Annotated in this window: 24 protein-coding genes; all 24 read left to right on the forward strand. The window is 69.4% G+C overall.

Annotation, left to right across the window (positions count from 1 at the left end):
• The first annotated feature begins 154 nt into the window (after positions 1-154).
• Positions 155-1243, forward strand: coding sequence for a hydrogenase small subunit (locus METRZ18153_RS0100150; protein WP_019916030.1), 1089 nt, complete (start codon positions 155-157; stop codon positions 1241-1243).
• Between the two features lie 78 nt (positions 1244-1321).
• On the forward strand, positions 1322-3178 hold the full coding sequence (locus METRZ18153_RS0100155; RefSeq protein WP_020162822.1) for a nickel-dependent hydrogenase large subunit: 1857 nt from the start codon (positions 1322-1324) through the stop codon (positions 3176-3178).
• 35 nt (positions 3179-3213) lie between these two features.
• Positions 3214-3804, forward strand: coding sequence for a HupE/UreJ family protein (locus METRZ18153_RS0100160; protein WP_020162823.1), 591 nt, complete (start codon positions 3214-3216; stop codon positions 3802-3804).
• A 25-nt stretch (positions 3805-3829) separates the two neighbouring features.
• Positions 3830-4558: a Ni/Fe-hydrogenase, b-type cytochrome subunit gene (gene cybH, locus METRZ18153_RS0100165; protein WP_020162824.1), complete on the forward strand. Its 729-nt coding sequence runs from the start codon at positions 3830-3832 to the stop codon at positions 4556-4558.
• 4 nt (positions 4559-4562) lie between these two features.
• Positions 4563-4988 carry a HigA family addiction module antitoxin gene (locus tag METRZ18153_RS0100170; RefSeq protein WP_157257167.1) on the forward strand — a complete coding sequence of 142 codons (426 nt, stop codon included), beginning with the start codon at positions 4563-4565 and terminating at the stop codon, positions 4986-4988.
• A 24-nt stretch (positions 4989-5012) separates the two neighbouring features.
• Complete coding sequence (locus METRZ18153_RS0100175; protein ID WP_020162826.1) at positions 5013-5687, forward strand: HyaD/HybD family hydrogenase maturation endopeptidase; 675 nt, start codon at positions 5013-5015, stop codon at positions 5685-5687.
• Between the two features lie 3 nt (positions 5688-5690).
• Complete coding sequence (locus tag METRZ18153_RS0100180; RefSeq protein ID WP_029143452.1) at positions 5691-6044, forward strand: HypC/HybG/HupF family hydrogenase formation chaperone; 354 nt, start codon at positions 5691-5693, stop codon at positions 6042-6044.
• Complete coding sequence (locus tag METRZ18153_RS0100185; RefSeq protein WP_020162828.1) at positions 6041-6547, forward strand: thioredoxin domain-containing protein; 507 nt, start codon at positions 6041-6043, stop codon at positions 6545-6547. Before METRZ18153_RS0100180 ends, METRZ18153_RS0100185 begins: the two co-directional genes overlap by 4 nt.
• 14 nt (positions 6548-6561) lie before the next feature.
• A complete protein-coding gene (locus METRZ18153_RS0100190; RefSeq protein WP_020162829.1) occupies positions 6562-7437 on the forward strand; it encodes a hydrogenase expression/formation protein in 876 nt (291 codons plus the stop codon).
• 2 nt (positions 7438-7439) lie between these two features.
• Positions 7440-7661 carry a rubredoxin gene (locus METRZ18153_RS20945; protein WP_020162830.1) on the forward strand — a complete coding sequence of 74 codons (222 nt, stop codon included), beginning with the start codon at positions 7440-7442 and terminating at the stop codon, positions 7659-7661.
• 28 nt (positions 7662-7689) lie between these two features.
• The gene (hybE, locus tag METRZ18153_RS0100200; protein WP_020162831.1) at positions 7690-8205 is read left to right on the forward strand and encodes a [NiFe]-hydrogenase assembly chaperone HybE; all 516 of its coding nucleotides are present in this window, start codon (positions 7690-7692) and stop codon (positions 8203-8205) included.
• Complete coding sequence (locus METRZ18153_RS0100205) at positions 8202-9281, forward strand: hypothetical protein (RefSeq protein ID WP_020162832.1); 1080 nt, start codon at positions 8202-8204, stop codon at positions 9279-9281. The genes hybE and METRZ18153_RS0100205 overlap by 4 nt, the downstream gene beginning before the upstream one ends.
• On the forward strand, positions 9274-9618 hold the full coding sequence (hypA, locus tag METRZ18153_RS0100210; RefSeq protein WP_020162833.1) for a hydrogenase maturation nickel metallochaperone HypA: 345 nt from the start codon (positions 9274-9276) through the stop codon (positions 9616-9618). The genes METRZ18153_RS0100205 and hypA overlap by 8 nt, the downstream gene beginning before the upstream one ends.
• A gap of 149 nt (positions 9619-9767) precedes the next feature.
• Entirely contained in the window at positions 9768-10736 is a 969-nt protein-coding gene (hypB, locus tag METRZ18153_RS19850; protein ID WP_081629045.1) for a hydrogenase nickel incorporation protein HypB, read from the forward strand.
• Entirely contained in the window at positions 10733-11872 is a 1140-nt protein-coding gene (locus METRZ18153_RS0100220; protein ID WP_029143453.1) for a Kae1-like domain-containing protein, read from the forward strand. Before hypB ends, METRZ18153_RS0100220 begins: the two co-directional genes overlap by 4 nt.
• Positions 11863-12105: a HypC/HybG/HupF family hydrogenase formation chaperone gene (locus METRZ18153_RS0100225; protein ID WP_020162836.1), complete on the forward strand. Its 243-nt coding sequence runs from the start codon at positions 11863-11865 to the stop codon at positions 12103-12105. Before METRZ18153_RS0100220 ends, METRZ18153_RS0100225 begins: the two co-directional genes overlap by 10 nt.
• Positions 12102-13244: a hydrogenase formation protein HypD gene (gene hypD, locus METRZ18153_RS0100230; RefSeq protein WP_020162837.1), complete on the forward strand. Its 1143-nt coding sequence runs from the start codon at positions 12102-12104 to the stop codon at positions 13242-13244. The genes METRZ18153_RS0100225 and hypD overlap by 4 nt, the downstream gene beginning before the upstream one ends.
• A complete protein-coding gene (hypE, locus tag METRZ18153_RS0100235) occupies positions 13241-14317 on the forward strand; it encodes a hydrogenase expression/formation protein HypE (protein ID WP_020162838.1) in 1077 nt (358 codons plus the stop codon). The genes hypD and hypE overlap by 4 nt, the downstream gene beginning before the upstream one ends.
• Before the next feature lie 6 nt (positions 14318-14323).
• Positions 14324-14785, forward strand: a complete 462-nt coding sequence (locus METRZ18153_RS0100240) for a hypothetical protein (RefSeq protein ID WP_020162839.1) — start codon at positions 14324-14326, stop codon at positions 14783-14785.
• Positions 14782-16527 carry a hydrogenase maturation protein gene (locus METRZ18153_RS0100245; RefSeq protein WP_020162840.1) on the forward strand — a complete coding sequence of 582 codons (1746 nt, stop codon included), beginning with the start codon at positions 14782-14784 and terminating at the stop codon, positions 16525-16527. Before METRZ18153_RS0100240 ends, METRZ18153_RS0100245 begins: the two co-directional genes overlap by 4 nt.
• On the forward strand, positions 16524-17972 hold the full coding sequence (locus METRZ18153_RS0100250) for a sigma-54-dependent transcriptional regulator (protein WP_020162841.1): 1449 nt from the start codon (positions 16524-16526) through the stop codon (positions 17970-17972). The genes METRZ18153_RS0100245 and METRZ18153_RS0100250 overlap by 4 nt, the downstream gene beginning before the upstream one ends.
• A complete protein-coding gene (locus METRZ18153_RS0100255) occupies positions 17972-19804 on the forward strand; it encodes an NAD(P)H-dependent oxidoreductase subunit E (RefSeq protein WP_020162842.1) in 1833 nt (610 codons plus the stop codon). Before METRZ18153_RS0100250 ends, METRZ18153_RS0100255 begins: the two co-directional genes overlap by 1 nt.
• Positions 19801-20493, forward strand: coding sequence for a 2Fe-2S iron-sulfur cluster-binding protein (locus METRZ18153_RS0100260; protein ID WP_020162843.1), 693 nt, complete (start codon positions 19801-19803; stop codon positions 20491-20493). Before METRZ18153_RS0100255 ends, METRZ18153_RS0100260 begins: the two co-directional genes overlap by 4 nt.
• Positions 20490-21032, forward strand: a complete 543-nt coding sequence (locus METRZ18153_RS0100265) for an NADH-quinone oxidoreductase subunit B family protein (RefSeq protein ID WP_020162844.1) — start codon at positions 20490-20492, stop codon at positions 21030-21032. The genes METRZ18153_RS0100260 and METRZ18153_RS0100265 overlap by 4 nt, the downstream gene beginning before the upstream one ends.
• Positions 21033-21040: the final 8 nt, after the last annotated feature.

The following is a 21040-nucleotide window of genomic DNA, read 5'->3' on the forward strand; positions in this document are numbered from 1 at the left end:
GGCCCGCAACTTGTTAGTAGCCACCACCCACCCGTGCGAATCGACGGTTCGTCCGAGGTGTTTCGAGGTCCGTGAGCACACGGCTCGCCGGAAACATGGCGTGCGGCGCAGGCGAGGGGCCCCAGACAACAAGAAGCACAGGAGAGAGACCAGGATGGAAACCTTCTATGAGGTGATGCGCCGGCAGGGCATCTCGCGCCGCAGTTTCCTTAAGTACTGTTCGTTGACCGCCACCTCGCTCGGCCTCGGCCCGGCCTTCGTGCCGCAGATCGCCCACGCGATGGAAACCAAGCCGCGCACCCCGGTGCTGTGGCTGCACGGTCTGGAATGCACCTGCTGTTCCGAATCCTTCATCCGCTCGGCCCACCCGCTGGCGAAGGACGTGGTGCTGTCGATGATCTCGCTCGACTACGACGACACGCTGATGGCCGCCGCAGGGCACCAGGCCGAAGCGATCCTCGAAGAGATCATGACCAAGTACAAGGGCAACTACATCCTGGCGGTCGAGGGCAACCCGCCGCTGAACCAGGATGGCATGAGCTGCATCATCGGCGGCAAGCCCTTCATCGACCAGCTCAAGCACGTGGCCAAGGACGCCAAGGCCATCATTTCCTGGGGTTCCTGTGCCAGCTGGGGTTGCGTGCAGGCGGCCAAGCCGAATCCGACGCAGGCCACCCCGGTGCACAAGGTCATCTTCGACAAGCCCATCATCAAGGTGCCGGGCTGTCCGCCGATCGCCGAGGTGATGACCGGCGTCATCACCTACATGCTCACCTTCGACCGCATCCCCGAGCTGGACCGCCAGGGCCGGCCGAAGATGTTCTACAGCCAGCGCATCCACGACAAGTGCTACCGCCGTCCGCACTTCGACGCCGGCCAGTTCGTCGAGGCCTGGGACGATGAGTCCGCGCGCAAGGGCTACTGCCTCTACAAGGTCGGCTGCAAGGGCCCGACCACCTACAACGCCTGCTCCACCGTGCGCTGGAACGAAGGCACGAGCTTCCCGATCCAGGCCGGCCACGGCTGTATCGGCTGCTCGGAAGACGGCTTCTGGGACAAGGGTTCGTTCTACGACCGCCTGACCGACATCCACCAGTTCGGCATCGAAGCCAACGCCGACCAGGTCGGCGCGACGGCTGCCGGCGTGGTCGGTGCGGCCGCCGTGGCGCACGCCGCGGTGTCGGCGATCAAGCGCGCCTCGCACAAGCACGACAACGGCTCGACGACGACGGTCGATCACTGATCGCGAACCCTGCCCCCGCGCCAGCGCTGAGGGCTGGCGTCGATGAGGGCAGTCCCTGCTCCAGCAAAGGATACGAAGATGGGTGCTTACGAAACACAGGGTTTCAACATGGACAACTCGGGCCGGCGCATCGTCGTCGACCCGGTCACCCGCATCGAAGGTCACATGCGATGCGAGGTGAATGTCGACAGCAACAACGTCATCCGCAACGCAGTGTCGACCGGCACCATGTGGCGCGGCCTCGAAGTCATCCTGAAGGGTCGCGACCCGCGCGACGCCTGGGCCTTCGTCGAGCGCATCTGCGGCGTCTGTACCGGCTGTCACGCGCTGACCTCGGTGCGCGCGGTGGAAGACGCGCTCGGCATCAAGATTCCGCTGAACGCGCACCTGATCCGCGAAATGATGGCGAAGACGCTACAGGTGCATGACCACGCGGTGCACTTCTACCACCTGCACGCGCTCGACTGGGTGGACGTCGTGTCGGCGCTGAAGGCCGATCCGAAGAAGACCAGCGAACTGCAGCAGCTGGTGTCGCCGTCTCACCCGCTGTCCTCGCCCGGCTATTTCCGTGACATCCAGAACCGGCTGAAGAAGTTCGTCGAGAGCGGCCAGCTTGGCCCCTTCATGAACGGCTACTGGGGCAGCAAGGCCTATGTGCTGCCGCCGGAAGCCAACCTGATGGCGGTCACCCACTACCTCGAAGCGCTCGACCTGCAGAAGGAATGGGTCAAGGTACACACCATCTTCGGCGGCAAGAACCCGCACCCGAACTACCTGGTCGGTGGCGTGCCGTGCGCCATCAACATCGACGGCGACGGCGCCGTCGGTGCGCCGATCACGATGGAGCGCCTGAACTTCGTCGAGGCGCGCATCAAGGAAATGATCGATTTCAACAACAACGTCTACATCCCGGACGTACTCGCCATCGGCACGATCTACAAGCAGGCCGGCTGGCTGTATGGCGGCGGTCTGGCTGCGACCAACGTGGCCGACTACGGCACCTACGAGAAGGTGCCCTACGACCACAGCACGCATCAGCTGCCGGGCGGCGTCATCCTCAATGGCAACTGGGACGAGATCCACGAAATCGACCCGCGCGACCCGGAGCAGGTGCAGGAGTTCGTCAACCACAGCTGGTACAAGTACGCCGACGAATCCAAGGGTCTGCACCCGTGGGACGGCGTGACCGAACCGAACTACGTGCTCGGCGACAAGACCAAGGGCAGCCGCACCAATATCGAGGAAATCGACGAGAGCGCCAAGTACTCGTGGATCAAGTCGCCGCGCTGGCGCGGCCACGCGGTCGAGGTCGGTCCGCTGTCGCGCTACATCCTCGGCTACGCGCACGCCGTCAAGGGCAACAAGTGGTGCCAGCGCGTGAAGCAGCAGATCGACGAGTCGGCGGTGGCGATCAACAGCGCGATACCGAAGGCGCTCGGCCTGCCGGAGACGAGCTTCAGCGCCAAGCAGCTGCTGCCCACCACCATCGGCCGCACGCTGGCGCGCGCACTGGAAAGCCAGTACGCCGCCGAAATGATGATGGACGACTACAAGCAGCTGATCGGCAACATCAAGGCCGGCGACACCAGCACCGCCAACGTCGAGAAGTGGGACCCGAAGACCTGGCCGAAGGAAGCCAAGGGCGTCGGCACCGTCGCCGCGCCGCGCGGCATGCTGGGCCACTGGATCCGCATCAAGGACGGCCGCATCGAGAACTACCAGTGCGTCGTGCCGACCACCTGGAACGGCAGCCCGCGTGACACCAAGGGCCAGATCGGCGCCTTCGAGGCCAGCCTGATGAATACGCCGATGGTGAATCCGGAACAGCCGGTCGAAATCCTGCGCACGCTGCATTCGTTCGACCCCTGCCTCGCCTGCTCGACGCATGTGATGAGCGAGGACGGCCAGGAACTGACCACGGTGAAGGTGCGCTGAAGCGCGCCCACGACATAACGAAATCAGGAGGAAACATGAATACGTCCCTCGTTCGCCGCGCCTCCGTCGCGGCCGCCCTGGCGCTGGCAGCCGGTGTCGCACAGGCGCATGAAGGCCACGGCGCACACGGGCTTGCGGCCGGTCTGGCGCATCCCTTCGCCGGTGCCGATCACCTGCTGGCGATGATCGCCGTCGGCCTCTGGTCGGCCGCCGTGCTGCCCGCCGCACAACGCCTGGCCGGCCCGGCCTTCTTCCTGCTCGCGCTGCTGGCCGGTGCCTTCATCGGCGTGCAGACGGGCGCCGGCGCATACATCGAAGCCGGTGTCGCGCTCAGCGTCGCACTGTTCGGCGTGCTGCTGCTGGCGCGCCGCCAGCTGCCGGCAGTCGCCGGCTTCGCACTGGTCGCTGCCGCCGGTGCGCTGCATGGGGTGGCGCACGGCGCCGAATGGGCGGCGGGTTCATCCTTCGCCGCCTACGCCACCGGCTTCGTGCTCGGCTCGGCGCTGCTGCACGCCGCCGGTCTGGTCGCCGGCAGCTGGCTGGCCCGCGTGCCGGGCTGGGTCTGGCGCGTGCAGGCGGCAGGTGTCGGTGCCGCCGGCCTGTTCATGTTCGCGTCGCGCATCTGAAGCACCCAACCGCGGGAGACGACAGATGTCCGCAACTACTGAAAAGCTGTCCCACGCCACCGGCATCGACGAGGGGGCGGTTGCCCACGGCCGCTCGATCAAGTCGGTCTATGTGTATGAGGCGCCGGTGCGCGTGTGGCACTGGATCAACGCGCTGGCGATCACGGTGCTCGCGCTGACCGGCTACTTCATCGGCTCGCCGCTGCCGACGCAGCCGGGCGAAGCCAGCGCCAACTTCCTGATGGGCTACATCCGCTTCGCCCACTTCGCTGCCGGCTACGTGCTGGCGGTCGGTCTGCTCGGCCGCACCTACTGGGCCATCGTCGGCAATCACCATGCACGCGAACTGTACTGGGTGCCGCTGCTGACCAAGGCCTACTGGGTCGAGGTGCTCGGCATGCTGAAGTGGTACGCCTTCGTCAGCCCGCGGCCAGGCCGCTACGTCGGCCACAACCCGCTGGCGCGTTTCGCGATGTTCTTCGGCTACCTGGTGCTCACCGTGTTCATGATCCTGACCGGCTTCGCGCTGTACGGCGAAGGCGCGCAGATGGGATCGTGGCAGGAGCGGCTGTTCGGCTGGGTCATCCCGCTGATGGGCCAGTCGCAGGACGTGCATACCTGGCACCACCTCGGCATGTGGGCGCTCGTCGTGTTCATCATCCTGCACGTCTATGCGGCCATCCGCGAGGACATCATGGGTCGCTCCAGCGTCGTGAGCACGATGATTTCCGGCCACCGCACCTTCAAGGACTGACGCGATGTCCGCCGCCACCTCGCTTGCAGGCAGCACGGCAGCGGCGGACACGCCCACCGCCTCCTCGCGCGAAAGAAGGCTCGTTGTGCACCCCTTGCGTCCCGGACTGTCACCCCTGCACCGCGTACCCGCCGGCATTCCGGTGCGTACGCCGTGGCATCCGGGACGATTTCTTTCGCGCAATTTCCTCGAACCGCTCGGCATGTCGCAGAGCGAAGCCGCCCGCGCGCTCGGCATGTCGCGCCGCCGTCTGCACGAGATCGTGCATGGCCAGCGCGCGATGACGCCCGACACCGCCATCCGCTGCGCCCTGCTGTTCGGCACGGACGCCGCCTTCTGGCTGGCGCTGCAGTCCGCCTGGGACAGCTTCCACGCCTGGAAGGCGCTGCGCGCCACGCCTCACGCCACGCTCCCGCGCGGCGCTCACTGATTTTTTCCGAAGGAAGGTCCGACCATGAACCCGAATCCGTCCGGATGCAGCTGTCACCCACCCCGTGACAGCATCGTCGTGCTCGGCATCGGCAATGTGCTGTGGGCCGACGAAGGTTTCGGCGTGCGCTGCGTCGAAGCGCTGCAGCAGCGCGTCGAGTTCGACGGCGGCGCAGACGACGCCCCGGAGGTGCAGCTGATCGACGGCGGCACCCAGGGTCTCTATCTCGTGCAGCACGTGCAGGCGGCCGACTGCCTGCTCATCTTCGACGCCATCGACTACGGCCTCGAGCCTGGCACGCTCAAGTGCATCGCCAACGACGACGTGCCGCGCTTCATGGGCGCGAAGAAGATGAGCCTGCACCAGACCGGCTTCCAGGAGGTGCTGATGCTGGCCCAGCTGACCGGCCAGTACCCGCGCGAAGTGCTGCTGATCGGCTGCCAGCCGGAAGAGCTGGAGGACTACGGCGGCAGCCTGCGGCCGTCGGTGCGCCGGGCGATGGACGATGCGCTGGCGCTCGGCCTGGACACGCTGCGCCGCTGGGGCGCGCGGCCGGTGCCGCGCACCACGCCGCTGACCGAGCGCGAATGCATCACCTTCGCCGAGCTCGAACTGACGCGCTACGAAGGCGAGCGTCCGCCGGAAGAGCTCGCCTGCCGCAGCGGCGACGCGCGCTTCTTTCCTTCGCTGGAGGGCTGAGCCGTGTGTCTGGGCATACCGATGCAGGTGATGGCTGTCGAACCGGGCCACGCGCGCTGCGTGGGCCGGCTCGGCCTGCGCCGCGTGCGCACTGCGCTGGTCGGCGACGTCGCGGTCGGTGACTGGCTGCTGGTCTTCCTCGACAGCGCGCAGGAACGCATTGCGGTCGAGCGGGCGCAGGAGATCGACGCCACGCTGGACCTGATCGAATCCGTCATGCAGGGCGAGGCCGGTGACGGCGCTGCCGCCTTCGCACTGCCGTCGGCAATGAGCAGCGAACAACTGCGGGCGCTGTCCGGCGCCCGCGCGGAAGCGAACGACACGACGCAGGACAACACGCAGGGAGAAATCGCATGAGCATCGAAATTGCATCAACGGAGGCGCTGGTCACGCTGCCGGTCGCCGCGCCGGCCACTCAGTCGACCACTTCCTCGCCGCTGATCGACCGGCTGGTCAGTGCGCACGGCGCGACCTGGCTCACCGCCGACAATGTCGCCGACTGGGCGGCCGCCGGCGGCGACCGCGTCATCCTGCTCGCCGGCGACCCGGTGCGCTTCCCCGAAGCGCTCGACGTCGCGGTCGTGCTGCCCGAACTGCGCCAGCATTTCGCGCAGCGCTTCGCCGTCGGCGTCGCCACCCGCGAACACGAGGACGCCATCGCCAAGCGCTACGGCTCGATCCGCTGGCCGGCGCTGGTGTTCGTGCGCGACGGCCAGTACGTCACCGTGCTGTCCGGCATGCTCGACTGGGATGTCTATGTCGAGCGCGTCGCCGAAGCGCTGGCGATGCCCGCGTCGCGCGCACCCACCATAGGCATCCCGGTGCGCAATGGCAGCGCATCCGATTCTTCCTGTCACTGAGCGGAGTACGGCACGTGAAAGAGTTTCCCGCATTTCCCATTCCGGTTGCGGTCATCGGCCCCGGCACCCAGGTCGAGGACGAAACGCTGCAGTACATCAACATGCCGCAGGGCATGGAAACCTTCCGTCCGCCCATCCTGCCCGAGCCGGAAGAGCTGGTCGGCCACGAGCAGGCGCATCTGGCGCTGCGCGACGTGCTGGCCTGCCTCGGCGCCACCCGCAACGACGGCCGCAACCGCAGCATCGACCTGACCCGGCTGCCGGCCGAGGACCTGAAGCTTATCAATCAGGTCATGGGCGAGGGCGAGGTGAGTGCGCAGGTGCGCACCGAAGGCGACGCCGCGCACCACGTGGCGGTGCAGGAGTCGGTGTTCGCCGGCGTCTGGCGCGTCATCGTCAGCGACGACGGCCGGGTCGTGTCCGACACGATAGAGGTCGGCGCCATACCGCAGGTGCTGCGCACCTCGGCTGCCGACGATCTGTGGTTCACCGTACCGCGCTGGCAGGGTGCGCTGCCGCCCAATGTGCAGAACGCGCCGGCGCTGCTGGCCGAGATCGAGGACCAGTGGCGCGGCTGGAAGCCGGGCAAGCCGGCGCACGTCGTGAATCTGACGCTGCTGCCGATGTCGAACGAGGACATCGGCTTCATGGACCACCACCTCGGCACCGGCCGCGTGCTCATCCTGTCGCGCGGCTACGGCAACTGCCGCATCACCAACACGCGTGTGCCCAATACCTGGCGCGTCGTCTATTACAACTCGCAGGACGTGGTCATCCTGAACACGGTGGAAGTGACCGCGCTGCCGGAAGTCGCGATGGCGGCGAAGGAGGATCTCGAGGATTCATTCGAGCGTCTGACCGAGGTGCTGGCCTGGGTGGAAGGCGACTGATCATGTCGGCGAACGTGCGCTTCGAAGGCAGCTATCTCGGCGACGCCGGCAAGTTGCCGGACAATGCGAAGCTCGAATGCAAGATCTGCTGGTGGGTGTACGACCCGCAGCAGGGCGACCCGGTGTGGCAGATTGCGCCGGGCACCGCATTCACCGACCTGCCGCCGCACTGGCGCTGCCCGCAGTGCGACGGCGATGCCGACCAGTTCATGGTGATCGACTGAGCTTGATCGCCGCACGAGACCCGCAGACATGACCGACCCGATGCTCGCCTACCGCCTCAGCGCCCTCGAAGCGCTGTTCCGTCAGATCGCAGACACCCGCATGGCCGGGCTGCCGATCATGAACGAGGCGTTGCGCGTCGAGCTGGTCGGTTTCGAGCTGTGTGCGTCGGAGCCCGACCTGCCGGCGGCGGCGAGCGGGGTACTGGTGACGCCGTGGTTCATGAACCTGCTGCGCCTGCCGCTGGCACGCGAGGACGAGCTCGGCCGTGTCGGTGTCACGCGCCGGCTGGCGCTCGGGCGCGAGCGCTTCGACTTCATCGGCGCGCACGAGGCCGCCATCGGCACCTTCGACGCCTGTTCGCTGTTCTCGCCGATGTTCGATTTCGCGTCGCAGGACACCGCCGTCGCCACCGCGCAGGCGGTGCTCGCGCGGCTGCGCGAACCGCTGCCCGAGGTGGCGACGGGTGCGGCGAAGGACGCGGCGGAACAGCCGGAACGACCGGCCCGCCGCGGCTTCCTGTTCGGGCGGAGCCGCACGCCATGATGTCGCTGGACGCCCTGGCCGGCATGTTGCGCGTGCAACCGGGCGCCCCGCGCCCGGCCGCGCTGAGCGGCCAGCGTCCGGACTGGGCGGCACGGCTGGCTGTCGGTCGCCCGGCGCAGTCGCTGCCCGACCTGCTCGGTGCCGTTTTCAGCCTGTGCAGTCACGCGCACCGGCTGTGCGCCCGCGCCGCGGTCGATGCCGCGCAGGGCCGCGATGCGCCGCTGCCGGACACCTTGCGCGCCGAAACGCTGCGCGAGCACCTGCGCCGCATCCTGCTCGACTGGCCGGCGCTGCTGCCCGCCGGGCCGTCGGCTGAGGCGCCGCGCGCGCTGGCCGCCTGTCCGGCGCTGCGCGACGGCGCGTGCACCGACAACATCGCGGACTGGATGCAGCACCATCTGCTCGGCGTCGCACCGACGCAGTGGCTGGCGGCGTTCGAGCGGGCACCGCAACAGGCCTTTGCCGACTGGCGCGACGCAGGTCAGACCTGGCTCGCCAGCGGGCTGCGCGACAGCGCCGCGCTGGCCGACGCCCCGCTCGCCGCGGCGCCGCCGCTGCATGTGCACGCCAGTGACACCGGCCTGCGCTCGCTGGCCGCAGCAATGAAGCAGGACCCCGCTTTCACCCGTCGCCCGCGCATCGACGGGGCCTGTGCCGAAACCGGCTGCTGGACGCGGCTGGCCGATTCCGCGCTGGCGCGTTCGGCGTCCGATCGCTTCGCCGCGCGGCTGGCCGAGCTGGTGCGTCTCGCGCTGCCCCGCGGCGAAGGCCGGCTGCGCAACGGCCGCATCGCGCTGGCGCCGGGCGAGGGGCTGGCCTGGGCGGAAATGGCGCGCGGTCTGCTCGTGCATCACGTGCTGCTGGACGGTCACGGCGACGACGCGCGCATTGCCGCCTGCCACGTGCTGGCGCCGACTGAATGGAATTTCGATGCCGACGGCGCGGTGGCCGCCGCGCTCGAAAAGCTGGACCCGGCGGCACCCGACTGTGCGCGTCGCGTCGCGCTGCTGATGGCCGCCTACGACCCCTGTGTGCGCTACGAGGTGGCGGGTGTGCGGGAGGCGGCCCATGCATGAAGCCAGCCTGGCCGGCGGCATCCTGCAGCTGGTCGAACGCACCGCCGAACGCGAGCGTTTCGCCCGCGTCACGCATCTGCGGCTGGAGGCGGGCCAGCTGGCCGGCGTCGAGTCGCGCGCGCTGCGCTTCGCGCTCGAAGCCATCGCCCCGGGCACGCTGCTCGACGGCGCGCGCATCGACATCGACGAACCGCCGGGCGAAGCCTGGTGCATGGACTGCAGCCTCACCGTGCAGATCGCGCAGCGCGGCGACCCGTGTGCGCACTGCGGCGGCTACCGGCTGCAGCCGACCGGCGGCACCGAACTGAAGGTGATCGACATGCAGGTAGAGGACTGAGAGCTGGTCTGGATTCTGTAGGAGCGAGCTTGCTCGCGATAGGGCGGCTGCACGGCACCGCGGGTTTTCTCGCATCGCATCGCGAGCAAGCTCGCTCCCACAGGAAATTGAGACCCGGCGTGGACCGGGCAAGGACGGAGGAGATCGATATGTGCGTAGTGTGCGGATGTGCCGGAGACGGCAGCCAGGTGACGATGGAGGGGCACGGGCACGCCCATCCGCCCAGTCCCTATTCACCCGCCGCGCGGCGGGTGAAGTCCGGTGCGCCGGCGATCCGCCGGGCGGAAGTGGCGCAGGCGGAGGCCTCGCACGTCGCGGTCGACCCGGCCAGCGGCGACCTGCATTTCGGCGCCGGTGCGGCCAAGGTGTCGGTGCCCGGCATGAGCCAGGCGCGCGCGATCCGGCTCGAAACCGACATCCTCGGCGAGAACGACCGCGTCGCCGCGCAGAACCGCGCGCAGTTCGCGGCGCACGGCGTGACCGCACTGAATTTCGTGTCCAGCCCCGGCTCCGGCAAGACCACGCTGCTGTGCGCGACCATCGAAGCGCTGAAGACGCGTGCGCCCGGACTGCCGGTGGCGGTGATCGAGGGTGACCAGCAGACCTCTTTCGACGCCGACCGCATCCGCGCCACCGGCGCGCCGGCGCTGCAGGTGAATACCGGCAAGGGCTGTCACCTCGACGCACCGATGGTGGCCGAAGCCTTCGCCCGCCTGCATCGGCACGATCACGGTGAGGAGCGCAGCCTGCTGTTCATCGAGAACGTCGGCAACCTCGTCTGCCCGGCCATGTGGGATCTGGGCGAGGCGGCCAAGGTGGCTATCCTGTCGGTCACCGAGGGTGAGGACAAGCCGCTGAAGTACCCGGACATGTTCGCCGCCAGTGCGCTGATGCTGGTGAACAAGATCGACCTGCTGCCCTACCTGAACTTCGACGTCGAGCGCTGCATCGCCTTCGCGCGCCGCGTCAATCCGGCCATCGAGGTGATCCGGGTGTCGGCCACCACCGGCGAAGGCATGGCCGACTGGCTGAGCTGGATCGAATCGCGACTGAAGGCCGACGCCGTGGCCGGCCTGCGGGCTGGCATCGACGACATCGTGCGGAGCATCGCGTCATGAGCCCCCGGCTCCCTACCGTGCTGGCGGCCGGCGCCTGGCTGAAGAACGCCGCCTGCCTGTTCGAGGATGGCCGCGCAGTCTGGTCGCCGATGCACGGCGATCTCGGCGACCCGGCCGCCTGCGTCGCGCTCGAACAGTCGCTCGACCATCTGCGCGCGCAGTCCTGTACGCCGATCGAGGCGATCGCGCATGACCTGCACCCGGACTTCTACAGCACGCATCTGGCCGTTGCGCTGGCCGACCGGCTCGGCGTGCCGGCCGTCGGCGTACAGCATCACCACGCGCACATCGCCGCCGTGATGGCCGAGCACGGCCTGACCGAACCGGTGGTCGGGCTGGCGCTGGACGGCGTCGGCCTCGGCACCGACGGCGTGGCCTGGGGCGGCGAACTGCTGTGGGTGGCGCCCGGCGACTGGCGCCGCCTCGGCCACCTGTGGCCGCTGCGCCTGGCCGGCGGCGACGTCGCCGCGCGCGAGCCCTGGCGCATGGCCGCGGCGGCAATGCAGACCCTGGGCCGCGGCGCCGACATCGAGGCGCGCTACACCGCCGCGGTCGGCGCGCAGGCCGCGCGCACCGTCGCCCGCATGCTGGACAGCGGCCTGAACAGCCCGCCCACCACCAGCACCGGCCGCTGGTTCGACGCCGCCGCCGGCGCGCTCGGTTTCAGCGTGCGCCAGTCGCACGAGGCCGAAGCCGCCATCGCACTCGAATCGGCAGCGAAGCGCTGGTTTGCCGCGCACGGCGAACCGACGCTGGACAGCGCCGTCGAGGTCGCCGGCGACAGCATGCTCGACCTGCGTCCGCTGCTCGCCCGCCTGCTTGACTGGCCGGACGGCAGTGCCGATGAAGCCGCTGCCTGGTTCCACCTGGCGCTGGCCGACGGCCTTGCGCAGTGGGCGATCAACGCCGCGCAGGCCACCCAGGTCGATACCGTCTGTCTCGGCGGCGGCTGTTTCATGAATGCGCTGCTGACGCGCCGCGTCACGCTGCGGCTGCAGAGCCGCGGCCTGCGCGTGCTGCGGCCGCAGGCCACCTCCTGTGGCGACGCCGGTCTGGCGCTCGGCCAGGCGTGGGCGGTCGCGCAGCAGATCCATCTCGCACCCGGCGTGCTCACGGAGTCCCTGTCATGTGTCTAGCCATTCCCGCCAAACTGGTCGAGCTGCGCGAGGACGAACGCGCGGTGGTGAACCTCGGTGGCATCCGTAAGGAAGTGTCGATCGAACTGGTGCCCGAGGCGCAGGTCGGCGACTACGTCATCGTCCACGTCGGTCACGCCATCGGCATGATCGACCCGGACGAGGCCGAGCGCACGCTGGCGCTGTTCGGCGAAATGTCGGCGGCGATGGCCGCGACGGAGTCCGCCGCATGAAATACATCGACGAGTTCAGGGATGGTGATGTCGCCCGCAAGATCGCCGACCGCCTGGCCATTGAAGCGCGCGGTGAGCGCCAGTACAGCTTCATGGAGTTCTGCGGCGGCCACACGCACGCCATCTCGCGCTACGGCGTGAGCGAACTGCTGCCGGCCAATGTGCGGATGATTCACGGCCCCGGCTGTCCGGTCTGCGTGCTGCCGATCGGCCGCGTCGACATGGCGATCAAGCTGGCACTCGAACACGACGTCATTGTCTGCACCTACGGCGACACGATGCGCGTGCCGGCCTCCGACAGCCTGTCGCTGACCAAGGCGAAGGCGCGCGGCGGCGACATCCGCATGGTGTACTCGGCGGCCGACGCGCTCACCGTCGCGCGCGACAACCCGACGCGTCAGGTGGTGTTCTTCGCCATCGGCTTCGAAACGACGACGCCGCCGACTGCGCTGGCCATCCTGCGCGCGCAGCGCGAGGGGCTCAAGAATTTCAGCGTGCTGTGCTGCCACGTGCTGACGCCGTCCGCCATCACCCACATCCTGGAGTCACCGGAGGTGCGCCAGTACGGCACGGTGCCGATCGACGGTTTCATCGGCCCGGCGCACGTGAGCATCGTGATCGGCGCCGCACCCTACGAGCACTTCGCCGAGGAATACCGCAAGCCGGTGGTGATCGCCGGCTTCGAGCCGCTGGACGTGATGCAGGCCATCCTGATGCTGGTGCGTCAGGTGAACGAGGGCCGCGCTCACGTCGAGAACGAATTCACCCGTGCGGTCGACCGCGACGGCAATCTCGCCGCGCAGCAGAAGGTGTCGGAGGTGTTCGAACTGCGGCCCAGCTTCGAATGGCGCGGTCTGGGCGAAGTGCCTTACAGCGCGCTGAAGATCCGCCCGGCCTTCGCCGAATTCGACGCCGAGCGCCGTTTCGACGTCGGCTACCGGCCGGTGGCCGACAACAAGGCCTGCGAATGCGGCGCCATCCTGCGCGGCGTCAAGAAGCCGACCGACTGCAAGATCTTCGGCACCGTGTGCACGCCGGAGAACCCGGTCGGCTCTTGCATGGTGTCGAGCGAGGGGGCGTGCGCGGCGCATTACGCGTACGGCCGGTTCAAGGACATTCCTGTCAAGGTGAGCGCATGAACGCACGCGACAATTCGACCGGCGGCACCGTGCGTGCCGGCTACGTCCGGCCGCTGGACATCCGCAACGGCCGCATCGACATGGGCCACGGCGCTGGCGGCCGTGCCGCGGCGCAACTGATCGACGAAATCTTCCTCGCCGCCTTCGACAACCCCTTCCTGCGCCAGGGCAACGACGGCGCGTCGCTGGCCATCCCGCAGGGTAGCCGCCTGGTGATGGCGACCGACGCGCACGTCATTTCGCCGCTGTTCTTCCCCGGCGGCGACATCGGCGCGCTCAGCGTGCACGGCACGGTGAACGACGTGGCGATGATGGGCGCGACGCCGCTCTATCTGTCGGCCAGCTTCATCCTCGAAGAGGGCTTTCCGCTGGCTGATCTGAAGCGCATCGTGCAGTCGATGGCGGCAGCGGCGCGCGAAGCCGGCGTCGCGGTGGTCACCGGCGACACCAAGGTGGTGGAGCAGGGCAAGGGCGACGGTGTGTTCATCAGCACCACCGGCGTCGGCGTGGTGCCGCACGGCATCGACGTGTCGGGCGCGAATGCGCAGCCGGGCGACGTCATCCTGCTGTCGGGCACGGTGGGCGATCACGGCGTGGCGGTGCTGTCGCAGCGCGAATCGCTGGAGTTCGAAACGACCATCGTGTCGGACACCGCGGCGCTGAACGGGCTGGTCGCCGACATGCTGTCGGTCTGTCCGGCGATCCGCACGCTGCGCGATCCGACCCGCGGCGGTGTCGCCACCACGCTGAACGAGATCGCCCGCCAGTCCGGCATCGGCATGCTGCTCGACGAAGCGGCGATACCGGTGAAGCCGGAGGTCGACGCCGCCTGCGAGCTGCTGGGGCTGGACCCGCTTTACGTCGCCAACGAAGGCAAGCTGCTGGCCATCGTGCCGGCCGAGCACGCCGACGCGGTGCTGGCGGCGATGCGCGCGCATCCGCGCGGTGCGGACGCAGCACGCATCGGTGTCGTGATGGAGGACGCGCACCACTTCGTGCAAATGAACACCCGCTTCGGCGGCCGGCGCGTGGTCGACTGGCTGAGCGGAGAGCAGCTGCCGCGCATCTGCTGAACCGCGATGAGCGCCGACCGCGTCTATGCCAAGACCGACAAGGGCCGCGCTGAACTGCTGTCGCGCACCGGCACGCTGCGCGGACGGCTGCGCGCGGCGCTCATCGTCGTCAATGGTCAGGCACCGCTGTCGGCGCTGCAGGAGGTGATCGGCGACGGCGCGGCCGATCTGCTCGAAGAACTGCGCACGCTCGGCCATGTCGAGGCGGTTGAACCGGCAGCGCTGCCGGCCGCCAACGACAGCACGGCGCCGGCCAACGCGCTGCTCGAGATGCGGCGCGCCGATGCGATGCACCGGCTGGCGCCCCACTTCGGGCCCGACGTGGCACTGGTCGCGCGCCCGCTGCTGGCTGCCGAAGACGCAGCCACCTTCAACTGCGCGCTCGACGCGATCGAAAGCAAGCTCGCGCTCTACATGGGCCGCCGCGACGCCGCGCGCACGCTGGACGGACTGAGGCTGCAGAAATGACGGTGCCGCTGCGCATCCTGCTGCTGTGCCACAGCTTCAACAGCCTGAGCCAGCGCCTGTACGCCGAACTGACGGCGCTCGGCCACACCTTGTCGGTCGAACTGGACATCGCCGACGCGGTGACCGAAGAGGCGGTCGCGCTGTTCCAGCCGGACCTCGTGCTGGCCCCTTTCCTGAAGCGGCGCATCCCGGCGTCGGTGTGGCGCGCCCTGCCCTGTTTCGTCGTGCACCCCGGGCCGCCGGGCGACCGCGGTCCGGCCGCGCTCGACTGGGCCATCGTCGAAGGGCAGCGCGAGTGGGGCGTCACCGTGCTGCAGGCGGACGGTGATTTCGACGCCGGCCCGGTGTGGGGGGCCGCGACCTTCCCGCTGCGTGCGGCGTCCAAGGGCGCGATCTACCGGCGCGAGGTGACCGAAGCGGCGCTCGCGGCGACCTTGCAGGCGCTCGCCCGCTTCACTGCCGGTGACGCGCCGCAGAACAGTCTGCCCGCCGCCGACGGCTGGCGCGGGGTGCTGCCGCAGTCGCGCCGCGCGATCGACTGGTCGCACGACGACAGCGCCACCGTGCTGGCGAAAGTACACGCGTCCGACGGCCAGCCGGGCGTGGTCGACGCGCTGTTCAGCCAGCCCTGCCGGCTGTTCGACGCGCACCCGGCGACGCAGCAAGCGCTGGCCGGTCTTGGCGGTGCGCCGGGCGACGTGCTGGCGCAGCGTGACGGCGCGCTGCTGCGCCGGACCGTCGATGGCGGTGTCTGGATAGGCCGCGTGTCGGTCGCGCTCGGCGACGCTGCGTCGCCGATCAAGCTGCCGGCGACGCAGGCCCTTGCGGCGGAGACGGCGGCGCTGCCCGAACGCGCAGTACCGCTCATGCGGGCAGCCGATGAATGGGCCGAATTGCGCTACACCGAGCACGGCGAGCGCGGCTCCCGCGTCGGCGTGCTCAGCTTCGATTTCTGCAACGGCGCGATGTCCACCGCACAGTGTCAGCGCCTGCGCGACGCGCTGGTCGAGGTGAAGCGGCGCGACACGCAGGTCCTGCTGATCGCTGGCGGCGACGGTTTCTTCAGCAACGGCATCGACCTGAACTGCATCGAGGCGGCGGCGCACCGCGACGGCGACAGTGCGGCCGACGAGTCGTGGCGCAACATCAACGCGATGAACGACGTCGCGCTGGAAATCATCACCTGTACCGACCGCCTCACGGTGTCGCTGCTGCGCGGCAACGCCGGTGCCGGCGGCGCCTTTCTCGCGCTGGCGGCGGACGAGGTATGGGCGCAGCGCGGCGTCATGCTGAACCCGCACTACAAGAACATGGGCAATCTGTACGGCTCGGAGTACTGGACCTACCTCGCGCCGCGCCGGCTCGGTGCAGATGGCGCGCGCGCACTGATGCAGAGCCGGCTGCCGCTGTCGGCGCCGGAAGCGCTGCGCATCGGCTTCGTCGACCGCTGCCTCGACGTGCCCGCCGGCGACGCGCTCGATGCGGCGGTGCAGGAAGCCCGGCTGCTGGCCGCGTCGTACAATCTGCGCGATCGCGTCATGCGCAAGCAGACCGAGCGCGCGGCCCACGAAGCCGAACGTCCGCTCGCCGATTACCGCAAGGAAGAACTGTCCCGCATGCACCGCAATTTCTACGGCTTCGACCCCAGCTACCACGTCGCGCGCCACCACTTCGTGCACAAGCTGCCGCATGCGTGGACGCCGCGCCACCTGGCCGTGCACCGCGAGGTCGCCGCGCGATGAACGCCAGCCTGCGCGTACCCACCGTGCTGGTGGTCGATGACGAAGTGCGCTCGCAGGACGCGATGCGCCGCACGCTGGAAGAGGACTTCACCGTGCTCACCGCCAGCGGCGCCGACGACGCGCGCCAGCAGCTGGAGCGGCACGAGGTGAACGTCATCCTGTGCGACCAGCGCATGCCGGGCCTGACCGGCGTGCTGTTCCTGAAGGAGGTGCGCGAACGCTGGCCCGACGTCGTGCGCATCGTCATTTCCGGCTACACCGATTCTGAAGACATCATTGCCGGCATCAACGACGCCGGCATCTACCAGTACATCCTGAAACCGTGGGTGCCCGACCACCTGCTGGCCACCGTGCGCAACGCCGCCGAGGCGCAGACGCTGCAGCAGGAAACCGCCCGCCTCGACCTCGAACTGCGCACCGCCACGCCGGTGCTGCGCCAGCGTGCCGCGCACAAGCTGGAGCGCGCGCGCCGCACTTTCGGCTTCGACCGCATCGAACGTTCGGCCGGCAGCCCGCTCGACTCGGTGTGTGAAATGGCCGCACGTGTCGCCCGCTACGACCTGTCGGTGCTGGTGCTCGGCGAATCCGGCACCGGCAAGGAGCTGCTGGCACGCGCCATCCATTACGCCAGTCCGCGCGCCAATGGCGCCTTCGTCGTCGAGAACTGCGCGGCGATACCGGAAACCCTGCTCGAATCCGAACTGTTTGGCCACAAGCGCGGTGCCTTCACCGGCGCCTACGAAGACCACATCGGCCTCTTCCAGCGCGCCGACGGCGGCACCGTGTTCCTCGACGAGATCGGCGAAACCTCGCCCGCGTTCCAGGTGCGCCTGCTGCGCGTGCTGCAGGAAGGCGAGGTGCGGCCGGTCGGCGGCACGCGCGCGGTGCCGGTGGACGTGCGCGTCATCGCCGCCACCCACCGCGACCTCGAACAGCGAGTGCGCGAAGGGCTGTTCCGCGAGGATCTGTACTACCGCATCGCGGGCGCCACCTTCACCGTGCCGCCACTGCGCGAACGCGTCGGCGACATCGAGCCGATCGCCCGCCGCGTGGTCGACGAAGTGGGCATCGAACTGGGCCGCCCGGGCGCCTCGCTGACCGACGAGGCGATGGCCTGTCTGATGGGCTATCCGTGGCCCGGCAACATCCGCGAACTGCGCAACGAACTGGCGCGCGCGCTGGCGCTGAGCGACAGCGAACGCATCGAGGCGCAGTCGCTGTCGCTGCGCGTGCTGCACGGCCAGGCCGGCCTGACCGCCACCGCCAGCGCGACGCCCTTGCCGGCCAGCGGTACGCTGGCCGAGCGGCTGGACGCGATCGAGGCCATGGTGCTGCGCGAAACCCTGCTCCGCCACCGCTGGAACAAGACGCGCGCCGCCAAGGAACTGGGCCTGTCCCGGGTCGGTCTGCGTGGAAAGATGGTGCGCTTCGGGCTGGAGGGCTGATGGTCGACGCTGCGGGCATCGTGAGCGGGCAGATGCGGGCGGCCGCCGACGTGGTGCTCGACCGCTGGCAGCGTGATCCGCACGCGCTGGTGCAGGTGCTGCGTGAAACGCAGGCGGTCACGCACTGGCTGCCGCGCCCGCTGCTCGCCCACATCTCTGCCGCACTCGGTCTGACGCTCGCGCAGGTCGAAGGCGTGGCCGGCTTCTACCGCTTCTTCCACACCCGCCCGGTCGGCCGCACGCGGCTGCTGTTCTCCGACAACATCACCGACCGCATGCTGGGCAGCGAAGCGCTGCTGGCGCAGCTGTGCGCCCGCCTCGGCGTGGCGCCGGGCGAGGTCGATGCGCACGGCCGTTTCAGCGTCGACCGCTGTTCCTGTACCGGGCTGTGCGACCAGGGGCCGGCGCTGCTGGTGAATCACCATCAGGTCCTTACGCGGCTGGACGCGGCGCGCGTCGATGCGCTGGCCGATCTGCTGCTCGCCGGCGCGCCGGTCGAGCGGTGGCCGGCCGAGTGGTTCGACGTGATCGACGGCGTGCAGCGGGCCGACGTGCTGCTCAGCGGTCTGGCCGCCGACGCACCGACGCTGCCGGCGGTGCTCGCGCAGTCGCCGCAGGCACTGCTCGACGAAGTGGCGCAGTCCGGCCTGCGCGGACGCGGCGGCGCCGGCTTCCCGACCGCGCGCAAATGGCAGGCCTGCCGCGACGCCGCCGGCGACCTGCGCGTCGTCGTCTGCAACGCCGACGAGGGCGAGCCCGGCACCTTCAAGGACCGCGTGCTGCTGGCGAGTCACGCCGACGCCGTGTTCGACGGCATGACGGTGGCGGCGCGCGCGGTCGGCGCGCAGCAGGGCTTTCTATACCTGCGCGGCGAATACCGCTACCTGCTGCCGCAACTCGAAGAAGTGCTCGCGCGCCGCCGCGCGCAGGGCCTGCTTGGCCGTGACGCGTGCGGCGTCGTTGGTTTCGACTTCGATATCGCCATCCATCTGGGCGCTGGCGCCTACGTCTGCGGCGAAGAATCGGCGCTGATCGAATCGCTGGAGGGCAAGCGCGGCACGCCGCGCATCCGTCCGCCCTTCCCGGTGCAGGCCGGCTATCTCGGCCGGCCGACCGTCGTGAACAACGTCGAAACCTTCTGCGCGGTCGCCCACATCGCGCGCCGCGGCGGCGCCTGGTGGGCCGGCATCGGCACCGCGCAATCGACCGGCACCAAGATCCATTCGGTGTCCGGCGACTGCGCGCGGCCCGGTCTGTACGAATACCCACTGGGCACGCCCATCGCGCAGATACTGAAAGACTGTGGCGCGGGCGACGTGCAGGCGGTACAGGTCGGCGGGCCGTCCGGCGCCTGCGTGCCGGCGTCCGAATTCAACCGCGCCATCGCCTTCGAGGACGTGCCGAGCGCCGGTGCCTTCACGGTGTTCGACCGCTCGCGCGACCTGTTCGAGGTGGCGCGCCACTTTGCCCGCTTCTTCGCGCACGAGAGCTGTGGCCTGTGCACGCCCTGCCGCGTCGGCACCGAACTGGTGGTGCGGCGTCTGGACAAGCTGGCGCACGCGCGCGGCGCCGGCAGCGCGTCGGCCTTCGACATCGACCGCCTGCACGATCTGGACATCGCGCTGCACAGTGGCACCCACTGCGGTCTGGGCGCTTCGGCCTGCAACCCGCTGCGCGACACGATGCGTCATTTCGGCGACGCCTACGCGCAGCGTGCGACCGCGCCGCAGTTTCAGCCCGATCTCGACCTCGACGCCGAACTGTCGTCGGCGCGCCGCGCCACCGGCCGCAGCGACGCCGGCGCCCATCTGCACACGGACACGCCGGCATGAGCGCCGTCGATCCGACCTTCGATCTCGATGGCCAGCCGGTCGCGCTGCAGCCGGGCGACACGATACTGAGCGCCGCGGCGCGCGCCGGGCTCGACATCCCTCACCTGTGCTGGAGCGAAGAGGTGTCGGGCAGCGCGTCGTGCCGGCTGTGCACGGTGCTGGCCGACGGCCGCCCGGTGGCCGCCTGCGTGACGCCGGCGGTGGCCGGACAGAAGGTCGAATGCCGTACCGCCTCGCTGGCCACGCAGCGCCTGCGCCTGCTGCAGATGCTGTTCGTCGAGGGCAATCACTTCTGCCCCGGCTGCGAGAAGAGCGGCAACTGCGTGCTGCAGGTTCAGGCCGAACGCGCCGGCATGACCGAGCTGCATTTCGAGGTGCTGAACCCGGAGCGGCCGGTCGACGCGAGCCATCCCGACGTGCTGTTCGAACCGAACCGCTGCATCCTGTGCCAGCTCTGCGTGCGTGCCAGCGACGAACTCGACGGCAAGCGGGTGTTCGCCATCGGCGGCCACGGCATCGCCACCCGGCTGCTGATCGACAGCCCGAGCGGCCGGCTCGGGGACAGCGCGCTGTCGGTCGACGACCGCGCAGCCCACATCTGCCCGGTCGGCGCGCTGCTGCCCAAGCGCGTCGGCTTCGCGGTGCCGATAGGCCAGCGCCGCTTCGACACCGAGGACACGCGCGGATGAACGCGACCTCCCCATCACCGCGCAAGCTGCGCGTCGCCACCGTGTCGCTGGCCGGCTGCTTCGGCTGCCACATGTCGCTGCTCGACATCGACGAGCGGCTGTTCGATCTGGTCGAGCGGGTCGAATTCGACCGCTCGCCGCTGACCGACATCAAGACCGTCGGTGAGGTCGAGCCATGCGACATCGGCCTGGTCGAAGGCGGCCTGTGCAATGCCGAGAACGTCGAGGTGCTGCGCGCCTTCCGCGCCCGCTGCACCGTGCTGGTGGCGGTTGGTGCCTGCGCCATCACCGGCGGCCTGCCCGCGCTGCGCAATCACCTCGACGTCGGCGACGTCATGCAGTCGGTGTATGGTCGGGTGCCGGACGACCCGGAACTGCCGCTGCCGCTGAACCGCGTGCTGCCGATACACGAGGTGGTGCGCATCGACCACGCGCTGCCCGGCTGCCCGCCGCCGGCCGACGCTTTCTGGCAACTGCTGCAGGACCTGATCGCCGGACGCACGCCGGTGCCGGCGCCCGGCCTCATCCGCTACGACTGAAGCATTCA

It is taken from the genome of Methyloversatilis discipulorum (genome assembly GCF_000385375.1).
Lineage (GTDB): Bacteria > Pseudomonadota > Gammaproteobacteria > Burkholderiales > Rhodocyclaceae > Methyloversatilis > Methyloversatilis discipulorum_A.